The following is a 20,714-nucleotide window of genomic DNA, read 5'->3' on the forward strand; positions in this document are numbered from 1 at the left end:
AAGGCCCGGTAGCGTCAGCGCTTACCGGGCCTTTTTATTATCCAGGGCGTCAGGCCGGGCCATAACCCGGCATTGCGTTACTCGCCCTGTGTGGCGCTCTCAATCGTCAAACGCACGTCCGAGGTAATCAGCTCTGCCAGCATCTGGTACACCTTCAACGTCTCTTCCGGCTCGGCATCACCCGTATCGCTGATGAAGCCTTCATCGCGCAGCGTCAGGACAAGGGAACTGAAGACCGCTTTGTCGAAGAATTCAGGGGCGTTAATGCCGTGCAGAACGGACAGGCGCTGGGCCAGCGTCCGGCTCTCTTTCTCCAGCGTACCGCGGTTGATAGACGGGTTCGCACTCAGCAGCCAGAACGTAATGGCGTAGCGCTGCAGCGTTTCGCGCGCACCGGCCGCCAGCAGCTGCAGGGTGCGGGAGCGTGACGGGTTGATGTGCAGCTCGTCGTTCGTGACGGTGATCAGCCCCTGGCGACGCAGCTCTTCCGTCAGTTTATCCAGCTCGCCCGCCAGCTCATCCTTACTCCAGCGCAGGAACAGCTCCGCTTTCAGCATCGGATAGAGCGTCTCAACGTGACGCAAGAGTTCCTGACGCGAGATACGGCGATGCTGGGTGATGATAGCCGCCATGAGCGACGGCAGCATCAGCATATGGGTGATGTTGTTTCGGTAGTAGGTCATCAGCACTGCCTGCTCGCGCGGCAGAATGATGATGTCGCCGATCGTGTCCTTTTCGACTTCAAACTTGTTCATCTGCAGCGCGTGATCGATAAGCTCACTGGCGGTCGCAGAAGGCACGGTTGAATCAACGGAATACGGCACGTTGCGCATCATATCCAGATAGCAATCCAGCTGCTCCGTGAGCTGTTCACGGGTCAGCGAGCGCTGACGCGAAGCCAGAAGCGCCGTACAGCACAGGTTCATGGCGTTAGCCGCACCGGCGTTGTTAATGCGCACCATCAGCTCGGACGCGATGCCGTTGACCGTTGGCGTCAGCCAGGCTGGACGAATCGCTTCGATAGGATCGATGGATTCGCGCCACTCGGGAACGTGATGGTTCAGGTATGTCATCAACGGCATCGGTTCGCCGAAGTTCACGTAGCCCTGACCGAGATTGCGTAGCTTGCTCAGGCCGCGCAGCATCTGCGGCAGGCTCTCTTTCTCTTTGGTCGCACCGCGCAGCTCTTTGGCGTACGTGCCCACTTCCATCACGTGCTCATAGCCAATGTAAATTGGCACCAGCGTGATGGGACGGGTTCCTCCGCGCAGCATCGCCTGAATGGTCATCGACAGCGTGCCGGTTTTCGGATCGAGAAGACGTCCGGTACGGGAACGACCGCCCTCCACGAAGTACTCCACGGAATAGCCGCGGCTGAACAGCTCGCCCAGATACTCGCGGAATACGGTGGAGTAGAGCTTGTTGCCCTTGAAGGTACGACGGATAAAGAATGCGCCCAGGCGACGGAAAATCGGACCTGCTGGCCAGAAATTCAGGTTGATACCGGCTGCAATGTGCGGTGGTACCAGCCCCTGATGATAGAGCACGTAGGAAAGAAGCAGGTAGTCCATGTGGCTGCGGTGGCAGGGAACATAGACAATCTCATGGCCATCATGCGCCAGCTGACGTACACGCTCGGCGTTATGAACGTTGATGCCCTGGTAGAGACGGTTCCAGGTAAAGCCGAGAATACGATCGGACAGGCGAATCATCTCGTAAGAGAAGTTCGCTGCAATCTCTTCCATCAGCGCAATGGCGTTCTGCTGGGCTTTCTCATGCGATATTTTCTTGCTGCGCGCTTCGTCTTCAACGGCGCGGGCAATCGCTTTGGAGGCCAACAGCTTGTTGAATAGATCCTGACGCGCCGGGAGACGCGGCCCAACGGCAGCAAGGCGCTGGCGGGCGAAGTGCATACGCGCCACGCGCGCCAGTTTTTGCGCGATGATCTTGTCGGTGCCGTGCTCGTCCGCCATGCGACGCAGCGAAACGGAAGGGGAGAAACGCACAAAGCTGTCGCGTCCCAGCCAGGAGACCGCGAAGAACTTCTGGATGCCGTTAAGCATGCGCAGCGGCGGGTTCTCTTCACCTTTTTCACGGCCCGGACGACGACCAAACATCACCGATACCGGCACCATCTGCACATCCAGATCGGGGTTGCTGCGGTGCAGGTCGAGATAGTCATGGAACAGCTTGATGGACTCTTCTTTTGGCGTGTAGTAGGTAAACACGCGCGGTCCACCGTGAATGAACACGTAGCGCGGCAGCAGCGTACCGTCAACTTCAAGCGGTTCAAGCGGGTCAGGTAAGTCATGCGCCAGACACTGGGCGCGAAGCGTCAGTAAGTCTGCCTTCGAGTTATAAGGCAAAACGTACATAATAGGACGTGACGTATCGAGTCCCAATTCCAGCGCGGGTTCTGCTGGGATAGACTTGCTTTTTACCAGGATGCTTAATGGTAAATTAAGTAATTTGTAGTAAATTCGTGGCCAGCCGGACATAAACGATGTAAAGCCTCTGGTTAATAATGCAATTGCGGCGCAAGGATAACAGAAAGCGCGCAAAATTTCTGTTGTTACCCGTCATACTTCAGGCTGTAGCGAAACGCGCTACAGTTCCTGTTACTGACGCTTTTTTTCATAAAAGGTTCTTTTAATGGCCAATAATACCACTGGGTTAACGCGTATCATCAAAGCCGCCGGCTATTCATGGAAAGGTTTCCGTGCCGCGTGGATCAACGAAGCCGCCTTTCGCCAGGAGGGCATCGCCGCTATCATCGCGGTGATCGTCGCCTGTTTCCTTGATGTTGATGCGATTACCCGCGTACTTCTTATCGGTTCCGTGCTTCTGGTGATGATAGTGGAAATTCTTAATAGCGCTATTGAGGCCGTGGTTGATCGCATTGGTTCAGATTTCCATGAACTTTCTGGCCGTGCAAAAGACATGGGCTCTGCTGCCGTGTTGCTGGCGATTATCACTGCCGCTATCACCTGGGTCACGCTGCTTTGGTCACATTTCCGATGAGCCTCGAGGAATAATTAAGTCCCTGGTTTTTTGTGCAGTTTTTGGTTCCAAAATCGCCTTTGACTGTATATACTCACAGCATAACTGTATATACACCCAGGGGGCGGAATGAAAGCGTTAACGACCAGGCAGCAAGAGGTGTTTGATCTCATCCGGGATCATATCGGCCAGACGGGTATGCCACCCACGCGTGCGGAAATCGCGCAGCGTCTGGGCTTCCGTTCTCCGAATGCTGCCGAAGAACACCTGAAAGCGCTGGCGCGTAAGGGCGTGATTGAGATTGTTTCGGGCGCGTCACGTGGTATCCGCCTGCTGGTGGAAGAAGAGACGGGCATTCCGCTGGTGGGACGGGTTGCCGCCGGTGAGCCTTTACTGGCACAGCAGCATATTGAAGGCCACTACCAGGTCGATCCAGCCATGTTCAAACCGAGCGCTGATTTCCTGCTGCGCGTCAGCGGCATGTCGATGAAAGACATCGGCATTCTTGACGGCGATCTGCTTGCGGTGCACAAAACGCAGGATGTTCGTAACGGCCAGGTGGTGGTCGCGCGCATTGACGACGAAGTGACCGTCAAGCGTCTGAAAAAACAGGGGAACACCGTTCAGCTACTGCCTGAAAACAACGAGTTCTCCCCGATTGTGGTCGATCTGCGCGAACACAACTTCTCTATCGAAGGACTGGCGGTTGGGGTCATTCGCAACGGCGAATGGCTGTAACCTCTTCCTGACAGGCTATGGCGCCGCTGTAGCCTGCTTCATTCTCGACTCCCGGTATTTTTCATGTCACTGCTGACGGCATCCGATAAGGCATTGTGGCGTCTTGCTCTGCCGATGATCTTCTCCAATATTACCGTTCCCTTGCTGGGTCTGGTCGATACTGCCGTTATTGGTCATCTTGATTCGCCTGTTTATCTTGGCGGCGTGGCGATTGGCGCGACGGCAACCAGCTTCCTGTTTATGCTGCTGCTCTTTTTGCGTATGAGCACCACCGGGCTCACGGCACAGGCTTATGGTGCAAAAGATCCGCTGCGTCTGGCGCGCGCGCTGGTGCAGCCGCTGATCCTCGCGCTTGTTGCGGGGGCGTTAATCGTTTTATTGCGTGCGCCCCTGATCGACCTTGCGCTCCATGTTGTTGGCGGCAGCGAGGCGGTACTGGCACAGGCGCGACGTTTTCTTGAAATCCGCTGGCTCAGCGCGCCCGCGTCGCTGGCTAACCTGGTTCTGCTGGGGTGGCTACTGGGCGTGCAGTACGCCCGTGCACCCGTGATTTTGCTGGTGGTGGGTAACCTGCTCAATATCGTTTTGGATGTCTGGCTGGTGATGGGCCTGCATATGAACGTGCAGGGCGCAGCGCTGGCGACGGCGATTGCCGAATACGGGACCTTTATCATTGGCCTGTGGATGGTCTGGCGCGTGCTGGCGATGCGCGGCATCTCCCTGGCGCTGCTCAAAAACGCATGGCGCGGCAATATCCGTAAGCTGCTTGCGCTCAATCGTGACATCATGCTGCGCTCGCTGCTGCTCCAGCTCTGCTTCGGCGCGCTGACGGTCTTCGGGGCTCGACTGGGGCCAGAAATCGTCGCGGTCAACGCGGTATTGATGACGCTACTGACCTTTACCGCCTACGCGCTGGACGGTTTTGCCTATGCGGTTGAAGCGCATTCCGGGCAGGCGTACGGTGCGCGCGAAAGCGGGCAGCTTCGGGACGTCTGGCGGGCAGCCTGCCGCCAGTCGGGACTGGTGGCGCTGGCGTTCGGTCTGGTTTACGCCTGCTTTGGTGAGCAGATCGTTGCATTGCTGACGTCTATCCCTGCGCTGCGCGAGCTGGCGAGTCACTATCTCATCTGGCAAGTCATCTTACCGGTGGTCGGCGTCTGGTGTTATCTGCTGGACGGCATGTTTATTGGTGCGACGCGCGGAGCGGAAATGCGCAACAGCATGGCTGTCGCGGCTGCAGGGTTTGGTCTGACGCTGCTGACGCTTCCCTGGCTGGGAAATCACGGTTTGTGGCTGGCCCTGGCCGTTTTCCTCTCGCTGCGAGGGATATCGTTGGCTTTTATCTGGCACCGCCACTGGCAAAACAATACCTGGTTCTCTTCACGTCACGATATATCGTGACGGTTAAAGATTCCGAATATGAAACCAACTGCCGAATCCTTAACTACAATAATTATCACGTCCAGCAGAAAAGAACGTAACGGACGTTACGACCCGACGCTTAACTAAGAGGACACGATGATGAATAAAGACGAAATCGGCGGCAACTGGAAGCAGTTCAAAGGTAAAGCGAAAGAAAAGTGGGGTAAGCTGACGGATGACGATATGACCGTCATTGAAGGTAAACGCGATCAGCTTGTCGGTAAAATTCAGGAACGTTACGGCTACGCGAAAGATCAGGCGGAAAACGAAGTCAAAGACTGGGAAACCCGTAACGACTACCGCTGGTAACGCTGAATAACCCACAGGGCGGCTCTAAGCCGCCTTTTCTTTTGCCGTTAACGCGGCTTTTTCTTCACAAGAATTGAGTGGTCGTGCTGACAGGCGTCCTGATGACAACAGGCTTCCACTTCCACGCAGGCAGAGCACAGCCCGTGCGCTTCAATCACGTTATGACGCAGGGCAAAACCCATTTTCGCCGCCAGCGTATGCATAATATCTTCCACGCCTTCCGCAGCCTCTTCTTTCACCACGCCGCAGCGGTCACAGATAAACATCGCCGATGTGTGGGTGGGCTGATCAAACAGATGGCACAGCACGTAGCTGTTGGTGGATTCCACCTTGTGCACGAACCCTTGTTCAAGCAGGAAATCCAGGGCGCGATACACCGTTGGCGGCTTTGCCTGCGGCTCGCTTTCGCGGAGAAGATCGAGCAGATCGTAGGCGCTGATGGCACCCTGCTGCAGGCTCATCAGACGTAATACTTCAAGGCGCTGCGGAGTCAGGCGCACATTGCGTTGCGCACACAGCTTTTCGGCCTGCGCTAACAGCTCTTTTGTGGACTTATCCATGTAGCACCCCGGATGTTATAGGACGGAAAACCCCCACTTTATCATGTTCTGGTAAAAACACCGAGATCCGCCAGTCTGTGCTATACCTGACCCATTACAAACCGGGAAATAAACAATGAAAAAACCTGACTGTATTCGGCACTGGCGCGACGTAGAAGGTGCGGATGATTCGACCTATCCAGATAGCGATGAGCTTTTTTCTATCGGCGCCCCGTTGGCTCGTAAGCTTGGACTCAGGCGCATTGGTATCCATCATGAGCGTTTGCCGCCAGGGCGCAGAACGTCCTATCCGCATGCTGAAAGCGATGAAGAAGAGTTCATTTATGTGCTCGAAGGTTATCCAGAAGCGTGGATAAATGGCTATCTATGGAAACTTGAACCTGGCGACAGCGTGGGATTTCCTGCCGGAACCGGTATCTGCCACACATTTATCAACAACACGGAGGAAGAGGTGCGGTTGCTGGTCGTAGGCGAGGCCAACAAGAAGCACAATCGCATCTACTATCCCCTCAACCCCGTGTATGCCGCTACCCGTGAGGATCGCTGGGTAGACCACCCACCCCAGTTTTTTGGACCGCATGATGGAAAACCTGGGAAAAAATAATTTCCTCATCTATAAATATTGAGGGCCGTCACAAAATATAACAGGCCGTAAGGGAGTTTTACTTAGGGACAGAAATAGCGGGTCTTTTACTACTTATTCACAGCAATAGTTCGTTCCTGTTTGGGTGATAACAGACAGGGGTTATTTCATAACAGACTATAACGGGCATACTGTGAAAAAAAATTTTAAATTTTCGGTGGTTAGCATTGCTGTCTCCTTGTTTATGGCAAATCAGGCGGGAGCAGCCAATACCTGGACAGAATCACGGAGTGACGCCATGGGCGGGACGGGCGTTGCCTCCGGGAGCTATGGCAGTGGGGCGTTAATTAACCCGGCGCTGCTGGCAAAGGCAAAACCAGACGATGATGTGACGGTCATCTTGCCAGCCGTTGGGGTGCAGGTGACGGATGAAGACAATCTTCAGGACGAGATTGATAACATCAACGACAAAATTAATCACTACAAGGATGTGGTTGATGACCTCACGCCAAGGGAGATTATCACTAATCCGTTAGGTTCCATTAATCAATTCCAGGGCGCGGCCAAAGATCTCGCCGATGAGCTGGACTATCTCAAAGGAAAAACCGCACGCGCGACGGCAGGAGCAGGGCTTGCGGTGAGTATCCCTAACGATGTGCTTTCCGTGGCCTTTATGGCGAAAGGCTATGCCCATGGCCGGGTTAGCTCGTCTATCGATCAGCAAGATATTGATTATCTGCGCGGTATTCAAAGAAGCAAAGTGGTGGCTGCCGGTGTTGCCCTGGACGCTGCGCTGAACGGCACGGATCAGATCACTAAAAACCTCAACTCAACAGCGTCTGGCCGGGCGGCGATTGTGTCTGACTACGGCGTTGCCGTTGCCCGTCAGTTTGACCTCGGCGGCGTCCCGGTTTCCGTAGGCGTGACGCCAAAACTGCAAAAAACCTGGGTCTATAACTACACCACCTCAATCTACGATTACGACAGTAACAAGTGGAACGACAGCCGCTACCGCACAGACGATACGGGCTTTAACGTCGATGCCGGTATTGCGGCTGATTTCGGCGAGAACTGGACGGTCGGCGTGAGCGGCCAAAACCTGATGTCGCGCGATATCGACACCAAAGATATCCGTATCCGCAACGGGCGGACGGGAGAAGTGGTGAGCTATAAAGATACCTACCAGATCCGTCCGCTGGTGACCGCCGGAGCCGCCTGGCACAACGATCTGGTGACGCTGACCGCCGATGGCGATCTGACGGAAACCAAAGGATTTAAGAGCGAAGATACGTCGCAGTATGTTGGCGTGGGTGCCGAGGTGACGCCGCTCAGCTGGCTGGCGGTGCGTGCGGGTTATCGCGCGGACGTGAAGGGTAACGACAGCAATGTCTTTACCGGCGGTGTCGGTTTCGCGCCGTTCAGTACCGTTCATGTCGACCTGATGGGCCTGTACGGTGAAGACGAAACCTGGGGCGCAGGGGCTCAGCTGAGCATGACGTTCTAAAGTCCACCGGAGGCGCTGCGCCTCCGGCTTTTCTTTGTGCTATAGTAGCGCCCCTTTTCCACCAGATGCTTAAAACTTCGCCATGTCGTCAGAATCACAGACCGCTTTCCCTGCACACCGTTTCTCCATTGCGCCGATGCTCGACTGGACGGACAGACACTGCCGCTATTTCCTGCGCCAGCTCTCCCGCCATACGCTGCTGTACACCGAAATGGTGACTACGGGCGCAATCATCCACGGGAAGGGCGACTATCTGGCCTATAGCGAAGAAGAGCATCCGGTTGCCCTGCAGCTGGGCGGCAGCGATCCGGCCGCGCTGGCGCAGTGCGCGAAGCTGGCGGAAGCGCGCGGCTACGACGAGATCAACCTGAACGTTGGCTGTCCGTCCGACCGCGTGCAAAACGGCATGTTCGGTGCCTGCCTGATGGGGAATGCCCAGCTGGTGGCGGACTGTATCAAGGCGATGCGTGACGTCGTTTCCATTCCGGTGACGGTCAAAACCCGTATCGGCATTGACGACCAGGACAGCTACGAATTCCTGTGCGACTTCATCAATACGGTCTCCGGAAAGGGCGAATGCGAGACGTTCATCATTCACGCGCGAAAAGCCTGGCTCTCCGGCCTGAGCCCCAAAGAGAACCGTGAGATCCCGCCGCTGGACTATCCGCGCGTGTATCAGCTGAAGCGTGACTTCCCGCACCTGACCATGTCCATTAACGGCGGCATCAAGTCGCTGGAAGAGGCCAAAGTGCACCTTGAACATATGGATGGGGTGATGGTTGGGCGCGAGGCGTATCAGAACCCGGGCATTCTGGCGACGGTCGATCGCGAAATCTTTGGCATCGAAGGCGCAGACACCGATCCGGTTGCCGTCGTGCGTGCGATGTATCCTTACATTGAGCGCGAGCTGAGCAACGGTACGTATCTCGGCCATATCACCCGCCATATGCTTGGCCTGTTCCAGGGCATTCCGGGCGCGCGTCAGTGGCGTCGCTACCTGAGCGAAAACGCACATAAAGCCGGCGCCGATATTGAGGTGCTGGAACATGCGCTGCGCCTGGTGGCAGACAAGCGATAACTTTCGCTAAAAGTTCGTCAAATTCACCACGCCCTGCGAATTCTCGCGGGGCGTTTTGCTTTAATAACAACAGGTTAATACTGGCATGATTCTTGTAATGTTTACTGCATTACTCGGGAACTCGTGGGAGAGCACCATGCTGGAACTACTTTTTGTGATTGGCTTTTTTGTCATGCTGTTAGCGACAGGCGTTTCGCTGCTCGGCATTCTGGCGGCTATCGTGGTGGCGACGGTGGTCATGTTTATTGGCGGACTGTTTGCCCTGACGATCAAACTGCTGCCGTGGCTACTGCTGGCCATCGCGGTCGTGTGGGTGATTCGGGCGATTAAAGCGCCAAAAGTGCCCAGTTATCAGCGCAATAACCGCTTCCGTTACTAAGGTATTGAGGGGTTCGTCACATACTTGTAACTTTTCCGGCAGTATGGCTTAGAACAGAATAGGATTTACTTATCGAATCTGTCACTATGACTGCCGATAACGAATTCATCGAGCTGTACCCTACATACAGCCGAACTAAAAAAAGAAAGGGCTTCCCACGGGAAGCCCAATTTCTTTTTGGGGCTCAGGGAATCAACAAACTCGACCCCTGCGTCGCCCGGCTCTCCAGCACCTCATGCGCGCGCTGCGCATCGGTTAGCGGGTATTTCTGCGCCTCTGCCACATCCACCTTAATGACGCCGCTGGCGATCAGCGAGAACAGCTCGTTGCTGGCTTCCTCAAGTTCTTCCCGGTTGGTGATGTATCCTTGCAGGGAAGGGCGAGTCACATACAGAGAACCTTTCTGGTTCAGGATGCCCAGGTTAACGCCGGTCACCGCGCCTGACGCATTCCCGAAGCTTACCATCAGACCACGGCGCTGCAGGCAGTCCAGCGAGGCTTCCCAGGTGTCTTTCCCTACCGAGTCATACACCACGCGCACTTTTTTGCCGCTGGTGATCTCCTTCAGCCGCTCAACAATACTCTCTTCACGGTAGTTAATCACCTGCCAGGCGCCCGCCTGCAGCGCGCGCTGCGCTTTTTGTGCATTTCCGACGGTGCCGATCAGCTTCGCGCCCAGTGCTTTTGCCCACTGACAGGCGATGAGCCCGACGCCACCCGCTGCGGCATGAAACAGGAACTGCTCGTCGGGTTTAATTTCATAGGTTTTGCGCAGCAGGTAGTAAACGGTTAAACCTTTCAGGAACGAGGCTGCCGCCTGCTCAAAGGAGATGGCGTTAGGCAGCAGGGCGGCTTTATCCGCCGGGACGTTGTGGACGGAGCTGTAAGCGCCCAGCGCAGACTGAGCATATACCACGCGGTCACCCTCTTTAATATGCTTAACCGCGCTGCCCACTTTGATGACGACACCGGCTGCCTCGGTGCCCAGTCCGCTCGGCATCGACGGAGGCGGGTAGAGCCCGCCGCGAATATAGGTGTCGATATAGTTTATGCCGATGGCTTTGTTTTCAACCTGCACTTCGTTTTCGCCAGGCGCGGTGGGGGTGAACTCCACCGCTTTCAGTACGTCTGGCCCACCGTGTTTCTGGAATTCAATGCGCGTTGCCATGCTCCCTCCGTAAGAAAAATATGGTAATCTTTCGACCCACTCTTTATCTCGGTAACTCCATTCACTATGGCAGGAAACAAACCCTTCAACAAACAGACTGAACCTCGCGAGCGTGATTTCCAGGTCGCAGGGTTAAAAGTCCCGCCGCACTCGATTGAAGCGGAACAGTCGGTGTTGGGCGGTTTAATGCTGGATAACGAACGCTGGGACGACGTCGCCGAGCGCGTCGTGGCGGAAGATTTCTACACCCGTCCGCACCGCCACATCTTTACCGAAATGGCGCGTCTGCAGGAGTCGGGCAGCCCGATCGACCTGATTACGCTCGCGGAATCGCTGGAGCGTCTTGGGCAGCTCGACAGCTGCGGCGGATTTGCCTATCTGGCGGAACTGTCAAAAAACACGCCTAGTGCAGCGAACATTAGCGCTTATGCCGATATCGTGCGTGAACGTGCCGTCGTCCGCGAGATGATATCGGTGGCGAACGAGATCGCCGAAGCCGGTTTTGATCCGCAGGGTCGCACCAGCGAAGACCTGCTCGACCTTGCTGAGTCCCGCGTCTTTAAAATCGCCGAAAGCCGCGCCAATAAAGACGAAGGCCCAAAAAACATCGCCGATGTCCTCGACGCCACCGTGGCCCGTATCGAACAGCTGTTCCAGCAGCCGCACGATGGCGTCACCGGCGTGAACACCGGCTATGACGATTTGAACAAGAAAACCGCCGGCCTGCAGCCGTCGGATTTGATTATCGTCGCCGCGCGTCCGTCGATGGGTAAAACCACTTTTGCGATGAACCTCGTCGAAAACGCGGCGATGTTGCAGGATAAACCGGTACTGATCTTCAGTCTTGAGATGCCCTCCGAGCAGATCATGATGCGTTCACTGGCATCGCTGTCGCGCGTGGATCAGACCCGCATCCGTACCGGTCAGCTCGACGATGAGGACTGGGCGCGCATCTCCGGCACCATGGGCATTCTGCTGGAAAAGCGTAACATCTATATCGATGACTCCTCCGGCCTGACGCCGACGGAAGTTCGCTCCCGCGCGCGCCGTATCGCCCGTGAACACGGCGGTATCGGCCTTATCATGATCGACTACCTTCAGCTGATGCGCGTCCCGTCGCTTTCAGACAACCGTACGCTGGAAATTGCCGAAATTTCCCGCTCGCTCAAGGCGTTAGCCAAAGAGCTGCACGTGCCGGTGGTAGCGCTGTCGCAGCTGAACCGCTCCCTGGAACAACGTGCCGACAAGCGCCCAGTCAACTCCGACCTGCGTGAATCCGGCTCCATCGAGCAGGATGCCGACTTAATCATGTTCATCTACCGTGATGAGGTTTATCACGAGAACAGCGACCTGAAAGGGATCGCCGAAATTATTATTGGTAAACAACGTAACGGCCCTATCGGGACGGTGCGTCTGACCTTTAACGGACAGTGGTCGCGTTTCGACAACTATGCCGGTCCTCAATATGATGATGAGTAATTTCTAAGGAATTCAAATGCAAGCGGCAACTGTTGTCATTAACCGCCGCGCTCTGCGACACAACCTGCAACGTCTGCGAGAACTGGCACCCGCCAGCAAGCTCGTTGCAGTCGTGAAAGCGAACGCTTACGGACACGGTCTTCTTGAGACCGCGCGAACGCTCCCCGATGCCGACGCCTTTGGCGTCGCCCGTCTTGAAGAAGCCCTTCGCCTGCGCGCGGGGGGGATTACCCAACCGATTCTGCTCCTCGAAGGCTTTTTCGAAGCCACAGATTTGCCGACCATTGCTGACCAGCATCTGCATACGGCAGTGCACAACGAAGAACAGCTGGCCGCACTTGAAACCGCCGAGCTGAGCGAGCCGGTGACCGTGTGGATGAAGCTCGACACGGGCATGCACCGTCTGGGCGTGCGTCCGGAGAGCGCCGAAGCGTTCTATCAGCGTTTATGCCGGTGCAAAAACGTGCGCCAGCCGGTGAATATCGTCAGCCATTTCGCCCGCGCCGATGAGCCCGAGTGCGGTGCGACCGAGCGGCAGCTGGATATCTTTAATACCTTCTGCGAAGGCAAGCCGGGGATGCGCTCGATTGCGGCATCCGGCGGTATTCTGCTGTGGCCGCAGTCGCATTTCGACTGGGCGCGACCGGGCATCATTCTCTACGGCGTGTCGCCGCTGGAGAACAAACCCTGGGGGCCGGACTTTGGCTTCCAGCCGGTCATGTCACTGGTCTCTAACCTGATTGCTGTGCGTGACCATAAAGCGGGTGAGCCGGTGGGCTACGGCGGTACCTGGACCAGCGAGCGTGATACCCGTCTTGGCGTGGTGGCGATGGGTTATGGTGACGGCTATCCCCGCGCAGCTCCAACGGGTACACCGGTTCTGGTCAACGGTCGTGAAGTGAAGATTGTCGGCCGCGTGGCGATGGATATGATTTGTGTCGATCTTGGGCCTGAAGCCCAGGATAAGCCTGGCGACGATGTCGTGATGTGGGGGGAAGGGCTGCCTGTTGAACGCATTGCTGAAATCACGAAAGTAAGTGCTTACGAACTTATCACGCGTCTGACCTCGCGGGTAGCGATGAAGTACATTGATTGAACCGCCAATGGAGTGAGGTTTTTATCCTCGCTCCAACTTTATTAACATCCTCTCGACCTTCTCCCACTTCCGGTTTATTGTTGAAATCCCTGCCTCATCGAATTCCGGAGAATCATCGCGTGTTTCAGAAAGTTGACGCCTATGCCGGCGACCCAATTCTCTCCTTAATGGAGCGTTTCAAAGAAGATCCTCGCAGCGACAAGGTGAACCTTAGCATCGGTTTGTATTATAACCACGAGGGTTTTATTCCTCAGCTGCAGGCCGTTGCCGAAGCCGAAGCGCGTCTGAACGCGGTTCCACACGGCGCGTCGCTCTATCTGCCGATGGAAGGGTTAAATACCTACCGCAGCACCATTGCGCCGCTGCTTTTTGGTGCCGATCACGCGGTGCTCGCGCAAAAACGCGTGGCGACCATCCAGACGCTGGGCGGCTCAGGTGCGCTGAAAGTGGGTGCAGACTTCCTGAAAAAATACTTCCCGGATTCAGGCGTGTGGGTCAGTGACCCGACGTGGGAAAACCACGTTGCGATCTTCGAGGGCGCAGGCTTCAAAGTGGCGACCTATCCATGGTTTGACAGCGAAACTAACGGCGTGCGCGTTGAAGCGCTGCTGGAAAAACTGAACACCCTGCCGGAGCGCAGCATTGTGCTGCTGCATCCGTGCTGCCATAACCCGACCGGTGCGGATCTCACCAATGCCCAGTGGGATGCGGTGATCGAGGTACTGAAGGCTCGCAACCTGATCCCGTTCCTCGATATTGCCTACCAGGGCTTTGGCGCGGGCATGGAAGAAGATGCCTATGCCATCCGCGCCGCTGCCAGCGCCGGGCTGCCTGTTCTGGTGAGTAACTCCTTCTCTAAAATCTTCTCCCTGTACGGTGAACGCGTTGGCGGTCTGTCCGTGGTGTGTGAAGACGCCGAAGCGGCAGGTCGCGTGCTCGGCCAGCTTAAGGCGACGGTGCGCCGCATTTACTCCAGCCCGCCGAACTTTGGTGCGCAGGTGGTGGCGACGGTTCTCGGTGACGAAAAGCTAAAAGCGTCCTGGCTTGCGGAAGTGGAAGCGATGCGCCAGCGCATTCAGACGATGCGTCAGGAGCTGGTTAACGTCCTGAAAGAGGCCGTGCCGGGACATAACTTCGACTATCTGCTCAAGCAGCGCGGGATGTTCAGCTATACCGGACTGAGTGCGGCCCAGGTCGATCGTCTGCGCGAAGAGTTCGGCGTCTACCTGATCGCTAGCGGCCGTATGTGCGTGGCGGGCCTGAATGCCAGCAACGTTCATCGCGTGGCGCAGGCGTTTGCTGCTGTAATGTAAGTACTCACCAACTCACCCTCTCCCCGTGGGAGAGGGTCGGGGTGAGGGCATCAGGCCGCACAAAAACGTTGCCCGGCCTTTTGTGATCGTCTTCTTTTTATTCCGCTTCATAAGCAAAAACTCCTTCCCTTCACCTCCCGCTGGGGTTATGGTCGGATAGTTTTTTGACCATCCGCTCAAATTAAAACGATAACAAACTGAATATTCAGGGGAAAATATGCGCAAGATCACACTGGCGCTCAGCGCCGCCTGCTTATTGTTCTCGCTTAATAGCGCCGTCGTCGCGCGAGCTTCTGCCCCGACGCCGCTTTACACCGGCACCACCGCCGCCATTCTTGCCGAGCAGGCACCCATTCACTGGGTTTCCGTGGCCCAAATCGAAAACAGCCTGATGGGCCGTGCGCCAATGGCCGTGGGTTTTGACATTGACGATACCGTGCTGTTCTCAAGCCCCGGCTTCTGGCGCGGTAAGAAAACGTATTCACCCGACAGCGAAGCGTATCTGAAGAACCCGGAATTCTGGGAAAAAATGAACAATGGCTGGGACGAATTCAGCATCCCGAAAGAGGTTGCCCGTGCGCTTATTGCCATGCACGTGAAGCGCGGTGACAGCATTTATTTTGTAACCGGCCGCAGTCAGACCAAAACGGAAACCGTCTCTAAAACGCTGCAGGATGATTTCCAGATCCCGGCGACCAGCATGAACCCGGTCATTTTTGCGGGTGACAAAGAGGGGCAAAACACCAAAACCCAGTGGCTGGAAAAGAAAAACATCAAAGTGTTTTATGGCGATTCGGATAACGACATTACCGCCGCACAGGATGTGGGTGCCAGAGGGATCAGGGTGTTACGCGCTTCTAACTCAACCTATCGCCCGCTGCCGATGGCCGGAAAGTTTGGCGAAGAGGTGATCGTCAACTCGGAGTATTGAGCCCCTGGCAGCGAGTTTGACTCTTTTTTAATCAAATCTCGCTGCTGCGGGTTTTACCTTTCGTCTTCTTGCTGCACACTTAGAAAGATTCATCTTTCATCACGGAGCAGCCTATGTGGTACCAACAGACCCTGACCTTAAGCGCGAAGCCACGCGGATTTCACCTGGTGACGGATGAAGTCATCGGGCAACTCCGCGACCTGTCGCACGTCAGAACGGGTTTGCTGCATCTGCTGCTTCAGCACACGTCCGCCTCTCTGACGCTGAATGAAAATTGCGATCCCACCGTCCGGTCCGACATGGAGCACCATTTTCTGAAGAGCGTCCCGGACAACGCGCCTTATGAGCATGACTATGAGGGGGCGGACGATATGCCTTCGCATATTAAATCCTCTTTGCTGGGCGTATCGCTGATGCTGCCGGTCCACAACGGGCGGCTGCTGTTGGGAACGTGGCAGGGGATCTGGCTGGGTGAGCATCGTATTCACGGTGGTTCGCGTAAAATTATCGCCACGCTACAAGGGGAATAAAGATGACAATTTCGGAGATACTTCAGTACTGCATGAGCAAGCCCGGCGCGGAGCAGAGCGTCCACAGCGACTGGAAAGCCACGCAGATTAAGGTGGGTGATGTGCTGTTTGCGATGGTGAAAGAGGTAGAAGGCCGTCCGGCGGCATCGCTGAAAACCAGCCCTGAACTGGCGGATTTGCTACGTCAGCAGCATGATGACGTGAGGCCGAGCAAGCACCTCAATAAGGCGCACTGGAGCACCGTCTATCTGGATGGATCGATTCCAGGATCACAGATTTACTACCTGGTGGATGCGTCCTATCAGCAGGCGGTTGAGCTGCTGCCGGAAACCACCCGACAGCAACTCTCCGTGTGACAACTACAGCAACGGCTTAAGGAAGCGCGCGGTGTGCGAGGCTTCGCACTCTGCAACGGTCTCTGGCGTACCGGAGACAAGAATTTCACCGCCGCCGCTGCCGCCTTCCGGGCCGAGATCGACAATCCAGTCCGCGGTTTTAATCACGTCCAGGTTATGTTCGATGACCACGATGGTGTTGCCCTGATCGCGCAGCTGATGCAGAACCTCGAGCAGCTGCTGGATGTCAGCAAAGTGCAGGCCGGTGGTTGGCTCATCCAGAATGTAGAGCGTCTGACCGGTACCGCGTTTTGACAGCTCGCGCGCCAGCTTCACGCGCTGCGCTTCACCGCCGGACAGCGTAGTGGCGGACTGTCCCAGACGAATGTAGGTCAGGCCGACGTCCATCAGCGTCTGCAGCTTACGCGCCAGCGCAGGGACGGCGTCAAAGAATTCGCGCGCCTCTTCGATGGTCATGTCCAGCACTTCGTGGATGGTCTTGCCTTTGTACTTAATCTCCAGCGTTTCGCGGTTATAGCGTTTGCCTTTGCACTGGTCGCACGGCACGTAGATATCCGGCAGGAAGTGCATCTCAACCTTGATCACGCCATCGCCCTGGCACGCTTCGCAGCGGCCGCCGCGCACGTTAAAGCTGAAACGTCCTGGCGTATAGCCGCGGGAGCGCGCTTCAGGCACACCGGCAAACAGTTCACGTACGGGCGTGAAGACGCCGGTATAGGTCGCCGGGTTAGAGCGCGGGGTACGGCCAATCGGGCTCTGGTCAATGTCGATAACTTTATCGAAATGCTCCAGCCCCTGGATGTCGCGGTACGGTGCAGGCTCGGCCAGCGTCGCGCCGTTCAGCGCCGTCTGCGCAATCGGGAACAGCGTATCGTTGATCAGCGTCGATTTACCGGAACCGGACACGCCGGTGATGCAGGTAAACAGGCCAACCGGCAGCGTCAGGGTGACGTCTTTCAGGTTGTTGCCGCGCGCGCCCGTCAGCTTCAGCACTTTTTCCGGATCTGCCGCTACGCGCTGTTTTGGCACTTCAATCTTACGCTTGCCGCTCATGTACTGACCGGTCAGCGACTCGGGTACCGCCATAATGTCCTTCAGCGTCCCTTCTGCAACGACCTGACCGCCGTGAACGCCTGCGCCCGGACCAATATCGATCACGTGGTCTGCGGCGCGGATGGCATCTTCGTCGTGCTCCACAACGATCACCGTGTTGCCGAGATTGCGCAGGTGGATCAGGGTGCCGAGCAGGCGCTCGTTGTCGCGCTGGTGCAGGCCGATGGACGGCTCGTCCAGTACGTACATCACGCCGACTAAGCCCGCGCCAATCTGGCTGGCCAGACGGATACGCTGAGCCTCACCGCCGGAGAGCGTTTCCGCCGAGCGGGAAAGCGTCAGGTAGTTCAGGCCGACGTTCACCAGGAACTTCAGGCGATCGCCGATCTCTTTCAGCACTTTTTCGGCGATTTTCGCGCGCTGGCCGGAGAGCTTCAGGTTATTGAAGAAGTCCATCGCGTGGCCGATGCTCATGTCTGAGATGGTCGGCAGCGCCGTGTTTTCCACAAACACGTGGCGCGCTTCACGACGCAGGCGCGTGCCCTCGCAGGTGGCGCAGGAGCGGTTGCTGATGAACTTCGCCAGCTCTTCGCGTACCGCGCTGGATTCGGTCTCTTTGTAGCGGCGCTCCATATTGTGCAGCACCCCTTCGAACGGGTGACGACGCACGGAGGTATCGCCGCGATCGTTCATGTACTTGAACTCAATGTTCTCTTTGCCAGAACCGAACAGAATCACTTTGTGCACGTTCGGGCTCAGGCTGGCCCACGGCGCTTCGACGTCGAACTTGTAGTGCTCTGCCAGCGATTTCAGCATCTGGAAGTAGTAGAAGTTACGCTTGTCCCAGCCGCGAATGGCCCCACCCGCCAGCGACAGCTCCGGGTTCTGGATCACGCGGTCCGGGTCGAAATATTGCTGGACGCCCAGGCCGTCACACGTCGGGCACGCGCCCGCCGGGTTGTTAAAGGAGAACAGGCGCGGTTCAAGCTCGCGCATGCTGTAACCGCAAATCGGGCAGGCAAAGTTGGCGGAGAAGAGCAGCTCTTCCGCTTTCGGGTCGTCCATGTCGGAGACCACGGCCGTGCCGCCAGAGAGTTCCAGCGCCGTTTCAAAGGATTCCGCCAGACGCGTGGCGAGATCGTCACGCACCTTGAAGCGGTCAATCACCACTTCGATGGTGTGCTTCTTCTGCAGCTCCAGCTTGGGCGGATCGGACAGGTCGCACACTTCACCGTCGATACGGGCGCGGATATAGCCCTGGCTTGCCAGGTTTTCCAGCGTCTTGGTGTGTTCGCCCTTACGCTCTTTGATGATTGGCGCAAGCAGCATCAGGCGTTTGCCTTCCGGCTGCGACAGCACGTTATCCACCATCTGGCTGACGGTCTGGGCCGCCAGCGGGACGTCGTGGTCCGGGCAGCGCGGCTCACCCACGCGGGCATACAGCAGACGCAGGTAGTCATGAATTTCGGTAATGGTACCGACCGTTGAACGCGGGTTATGCGAGGTGGACTTCTGCTCAATAGAGATAGCAGGGGACAACCCTTCAATATGGTCAACATCCGGTTTTTCCATCAGCGACAGGAACTGACGCGCGTACGCAGAGAGTGATTCAACGTAACGACGCTGTCCTTCGGCATACAGGGTGTCGAAAGCCAGTGAGGATTTGCCAGACCCCGAAAGCCCGGTCACGACAATGAGTTTGTCGCGAGGGATTATGAGGTTGATATTCTTGAGATTGTGGGTGCGGGCGCCCCGAACTTCGATCTTATCCATTCACCTTTCCCGGTTGGAACACGGATTGCCTGATTTGTTTGAAGGACAAACGGCTGTCAGAAACGGCTAATTATGACACAATTTAACCTGTTTGAATATACAGTATTGGAATGCATTTTCTGATTCGCTGTGTAACAATGTCGAGTTGCGGGAGAACTCTGGAACGTGCTACGCAACTATCAAAGTGCAGCATGGAAATGGTACACTCGCGCGTTTACACTATTAAGAAACGTATTCAGGAGACACGAACATGGCCAGCAGAGGCGTAAACAAGGTGATTCTCGTCGGTAATCTGGGCCAGGACCCGGAAGTACGCTACATGCCGAGTGGTGGCGCAGTTGCCAACATTACGCTGGCTACTTCCGAATCCTGGCGTGATAAAGCGACCGGTGAGATGAAAGAGCAGACCGAATGGCACCGCGTTGTGCTGTTTGGCAAACTGGCCGAAGTGGCCGGTGAGTATCTGCGTAAAGGTTCTCAGGTCTATATCGAAGGCCAGCTGCGTACCCGCAAATGGACCGATCAGTCCGGTGCTGAGAAGTACACCACTGAAGTCGTGGTTAACGTGGGCGGTACCATGCAGATGCTGGGTGGCCGTCAGGGCGGCGGTGCACCGGCAGGTGGCGGTCAGAGCCAGCAGCAGGGCGGTTGGGGCCAGCCTCAGCAGCCACAGGGCGGCAACCAGTTCAGCGGTGGCGCGCAGTCTCGTCCGCAGCAGCAGTCTGCTCCGGCGCCGTCTAACGAACCGCCAATGGATTTCGACGACGACATTCCGTTCTGATTTCCGCGTACTTAAAACAAAAAACCCAGACCATCGTCTGGGTTTTTTATTGATGAAGGGATCAGGTAATGACCATCGGCCAGTCTGGCGGCGTGTGGCTCATCGCCTCAACCATCACCACTTTAATATTTTCCCAGACGGCGGCGATATCCAGCAGGGTAATGCCAAGCAGACCCGTTGCAAACCAGCAGGCAGCACCCAGCCCCAGCAGGGTGCTGATGACAGCAAGACCCGCATAGTCAGATTTACGAAACTGAATGTTCAGCGTGCTGGCCAAAAACATCAGTACCGCACTCAACAAAGGCCAGCGCAGGAGAACCATGCTGGTAGTAATGGTTGCCATAAAACCCATCCTCAACAAAACAGACGAACTGAATGAAACAGATTTTTTCGTTACACTATATGTGTGAACTATATCACGTTTGCTGTTTTATTCGCCAGTCCCGGGGTGATGAAAAACGGGTGATTCATAGTTGCCGAGAATCAATGGGCGCCTGAGTGAAAATATATCTTTGCTGGCTAAGTTCTCCAGTTCCCGCACTCTTTATAATGAATTCATTAAGATAGCAAAACTGATGCAAAAGGATGCTCACTGTACAATGTTTACAGCAATAACCCTATGGCTTATGCTTGAGTGGACAATTAATTTTACTCGCAGCTA

At 56.1% G+C, this 20,714-nt stretch carries 20 protein-coding genes and 1 pseudogene; 16 read left to right on the plus strand and 5 right to left on the minus strand.

What is annotated here, in order from left to right:
- Positions 1 to 77: 77 nt before the first annotated feature.
- Positions 78 to 2,498, minus strand: a complete 2,421-nt coding sequence (plsB, locus tag GXP72_RS01580) for a glycerol-3-phosphate 1-O-acyltransferase PlsB (RefSeq protein ID WP_024906708.1) — start codon at positions 2,496 to 2,498, stop codon at positions 78 to 80.
- A gap of 154 nt (positions 2,499 to 2,652) precedes the next feature.
- Between plsB and GXP72_RS01585 the strand changes: the two genes are divergently transcribed.
- The 5 genes and pseudogenes from GXP72_RS01585 to GXP72_RS01600 all read left to right on the plus strand — a co-directional run bounded on the left by GXP72_RS01585 (position 2,653) and on the right by GXP72_RS01600 (position 5,469).
- On the plus strand, positions 2,653 to 3,021 hold the full coding sequence (locus tag GXP72_RS01585; RefSeq protein WP_024906709.1) for a diacylglycerol kinase: 369 nt from the start codon (positions 2,653 to 2,655) through the stop codon (positions 3,019 to 3,021).
- A 108-nt stretch (positions 3,022 to 3,129) separates the two neighbouring features.
- On the plus strand, positions 3,130 to 3,738 hold the full coding sequence (lexA, locus tag GXP72_RS01590; RefSeq protein ID WP_024906710.1) for a transcriptional repressor LexA: 609 nt from the start codon (positions 3,130 to 3,132) through the stop codon (positions 3,736 to 3,738).
- Between the two features lie 63 nt (positions 3,739 to 3,801).
- Positions 3,802 to 5,139 (plus strand): MATE family efflux transporter DinF, encoded by a 1,338-nt coding sequence (gene dinF, locus GXP72_RS01595; protein WP_090420770.1) that lies wholly within the window; start codon positions 3,802 to 3,804, stop codon positions 5,137 to 5,139.
- A pseudogene (locus tag GXP72_RS22805) lies at positions 5,136 to 5,210 on the plus strand (hypothetical protein); the annotation flags it as partial. The gene dinF and the pseudogene GXP72_RS22805, both read left to right, overlap by 4 nt.
- Before the next feature lie 49 nt (positions 5,211 to 5,259).
- Positions 5,260 to 5,469, plus strand: coding sequence for a CsbD family protein (locus GXP72_RS01600; protein WP_024906712.1), 210 nt, complete (start codon positions 5,260 to 5,262; stop codon positions 5,467 to 5,469).
- A 47-nt stretch (positions 5,470 to 5,516) separates the two neighbouring features.
- Here the strand turns inward: GXP72_RS01600 and zur are convergent, their stop codons facing one another.
- A complete protein-coding gene (zur, locus tag GXP72_RS01605) occupies positions 5,517 to 6,029 on the minus strand; it encodes a zinc uptake transcriptional repressor Zur (protein WP_090420767.1) in 513 nt (170 codons plus the stop codon).
- Between the two features lie 115 nt (positions 6,030 to 6,144).
- Between zur and GXP72_RS01610 the strand changes: the two genes are divergently transcribed.
- The 4 genes from GXP72_RS01610 (at position 6,145) to pspG (ending at position 9,573) form a co-directional block, all read left to right on the plus strand.
- Entirely contained in the window at positions 6,145 to 6,633 is a 489-nt protein-coding gene (locus GXP72_RS01610; RefSeq protein ID WP_024906713.1) for a cupin domain-containing protein, read from the plus strand.
- Between the two features lie 172 nt (positions 6,634 to 6,805).
- Entirely contained in the window at positions 6,806 to 8,116 is a 1,311-nt protein-coding gene (locus GXP72_RS01615) for a conjugal transfer protein TraF (protein ID WP_208763410.1), read from the plus strand.
- A gap of 82 nt (positions 8,117 to 8,198) precedes the next feature.
- Positions 8,199 to 9,194, plus strand: a complete 996-nt coding sequence (gene dusA, locus GXP72_RS01620; RefSeq protein ID WP_208763411.1) for a tRNA dihydrouridine(20/20a) synthase DusA — start codon at positions 8,199 to 8,201, stop codon at positions 9,192 to 9,194.
- A 136-nt stretch (positions 9,195 to 9,330) separates the two neighbouring features.
- Positions 9,331 to 9,573, plus strand: a complete 243-nt coding sequence (gene pspG / locus GXP72_RS01625; RefSeq protein ID WP_023310044.1) for an envelope stress response protein PspG — start codon at positions 9,331 to 9,333, stop codon at positions 9,571 to 9,573.
- Between the two features lie 184 nt (positions 9,574 to 9,757).
- Here the strand turns inward: pspG and GXP72_RS01630 are convergent, their stop codons facing one another.
- Positions 9,758 to 10,741 carry a quinone oxidoreductase gene (locus GXP72_RS01630; RefSeq protein WP_090420764.1) on the minus strand — a complete coding sequence of 328 codons (984 nt, stop codon included), beginning with the start codon at positions 10,739 to 10,741 and terminating at the stop codon, positions 9,758 to 9,760.
- A 66-nt stretch (positions 10,742 to 10,807) separates the two neighbouring features.
- Here GXP72_RS01630 and dnaB point away from each other — a divergent pair, with 66 nt between their 5' ends.
- The 6 genes from dnaB (at position 10,808) to GXP72_RS01660 (ending at position 16,446) form a co-directional block, all read left to right on the plus strand.
- On the plus strand, positions 10,808 to 12,220 hold the full coding sequence (dnaB, locus tag GXP72_RS01635) for a replicative DNA helicase (RefSeq protein ID WP_023310046.1): 1,413 nt from the start codon (positions 10,808 to 10,810) through the stop codon (positions 12,218 to 12,220).
- A 16-nt stretch (positions 12,221 to 12,236) separates the two neighbouring features.
- Complete coding sequence (alr, locus tag GXP72_RS01640; protein WP_061716136.1) at positions 12,237 to 13,316, plus strand: alanine racemase; 1,080 nt, start codon at positions 12,237 to 12,239, stop codon at positions 13,314 to 13,316.
- A 119-nt stretch (positions 13,317 to 13,435) separates the two neighbouring features.
- Positions 13,436 to 14,629 (plus strand): aromatic amino acid transaminase, encoded by a 1,194-nt coding sequence (gene tyrB / locus GXP72_RS01645; protein WP_024906719.1) that lies wholly within the window; start codon positions 13,436 to 13,438, stop codon positions 14,627 to 14,629.
- A gap of 217 nt (positions 14,630 to 14,846) precedes the next feature.
- Positions 14,847 to 15,560: an acid phosphatase AphA gene (aphA, locus tag GXP72_RS01650; protein ID WP_024906720.1), complete on the plus strand. Its 714-nt coding sequence runs from the start codon at positions 14,847 to 14,849 to the stop codon at positions 15,558 to 15,560.
- Positions 15,561 to 15,673: 113 nt separating this feature from the next.
- Complete coding sequence (locus tag GXP72_RS01655; protein WP_157188483.1) at positions 15,674 to 16,090, plus strand: secondary thiamine-phosphate synthase enzyme YjbQ; 417 nt, start codon at positions 15,674 to 15,676, stop codon at positions 16,088 to 16,090.
- 2 nt (positions 16,091 to 16,092) lie between these two features.
- Positions 16,093 to 16,446 (plus strand): MmcQ/YjbR family DNA-binding protein, encoded by a 354-nt coding sequence (locus GXP72_RS01660; protein ID WP_023310053.1) that lies wholly within the window; start codon positions 16,093 to 16,095, stop codon positions 16,444 to 16,446.
- Between the two features lie 3 nt (positions 16,447 to 16,449).
- On the opposite strand, the gene uvrA is transcribed toward GXP72_RS01660, so the two are convergent.
- Complete coding sequence (uvrA, locus tag GXP72_RS01665; protein ID WP_024906722.1) at positions 16,450 to 19,272, minus strand: excinuclease ABC subunit UvrA; 2,823 nt, start codon at positions 19,270 to 19,272, stop codon at positions 16,450 to 16,452.
- A gap of 250 nt (positions 19,273 to 19,522) precedes the next feature.
- Here uvrA and ssb1 point away from each other — a divergent pair, with 250 nt between their 5' ends.
- Entirely contained in the window at positions 19,523 to 20,053 is a 531-nt protein-coding gene (gene ssb1, locus GXP72_RS01670) for a single-stranded DNA-binding protein SSB1 (protein ID WP_023310055.1), read from the plus strand.
- Positions 20,054 to 20,114: 61 nt separating this feature from the next.
- On the opposite strand, the gene GXP72_RS01675 is transcribed toward ssb1, so the two are convergent.
- The gene (locus GXP72_RS01675) at positions 20,115 to 20,396 is read right to left on the minus strand and encodes a YjcB family protein (protein WP_008503385.1); all 282 of its coding nucleotides are present in this window, start codon (positions 20,394 to 20,396) and stop codon (positions 20,115 to 20,117) included.
- Positions 20,397 to 20,714: the final 318 nt, after the last annotated feature.

The organism is Enterobacter sp. SES19 (assembly GCF_011765665.1).
Classification (GTDB): Bacteria; Pseudomonadota; Gammaproteobacteria; order Enterobacterales; family Enterobacteriaceae; genus Enterobacter; species Enterobacter pseudoroggenkampii.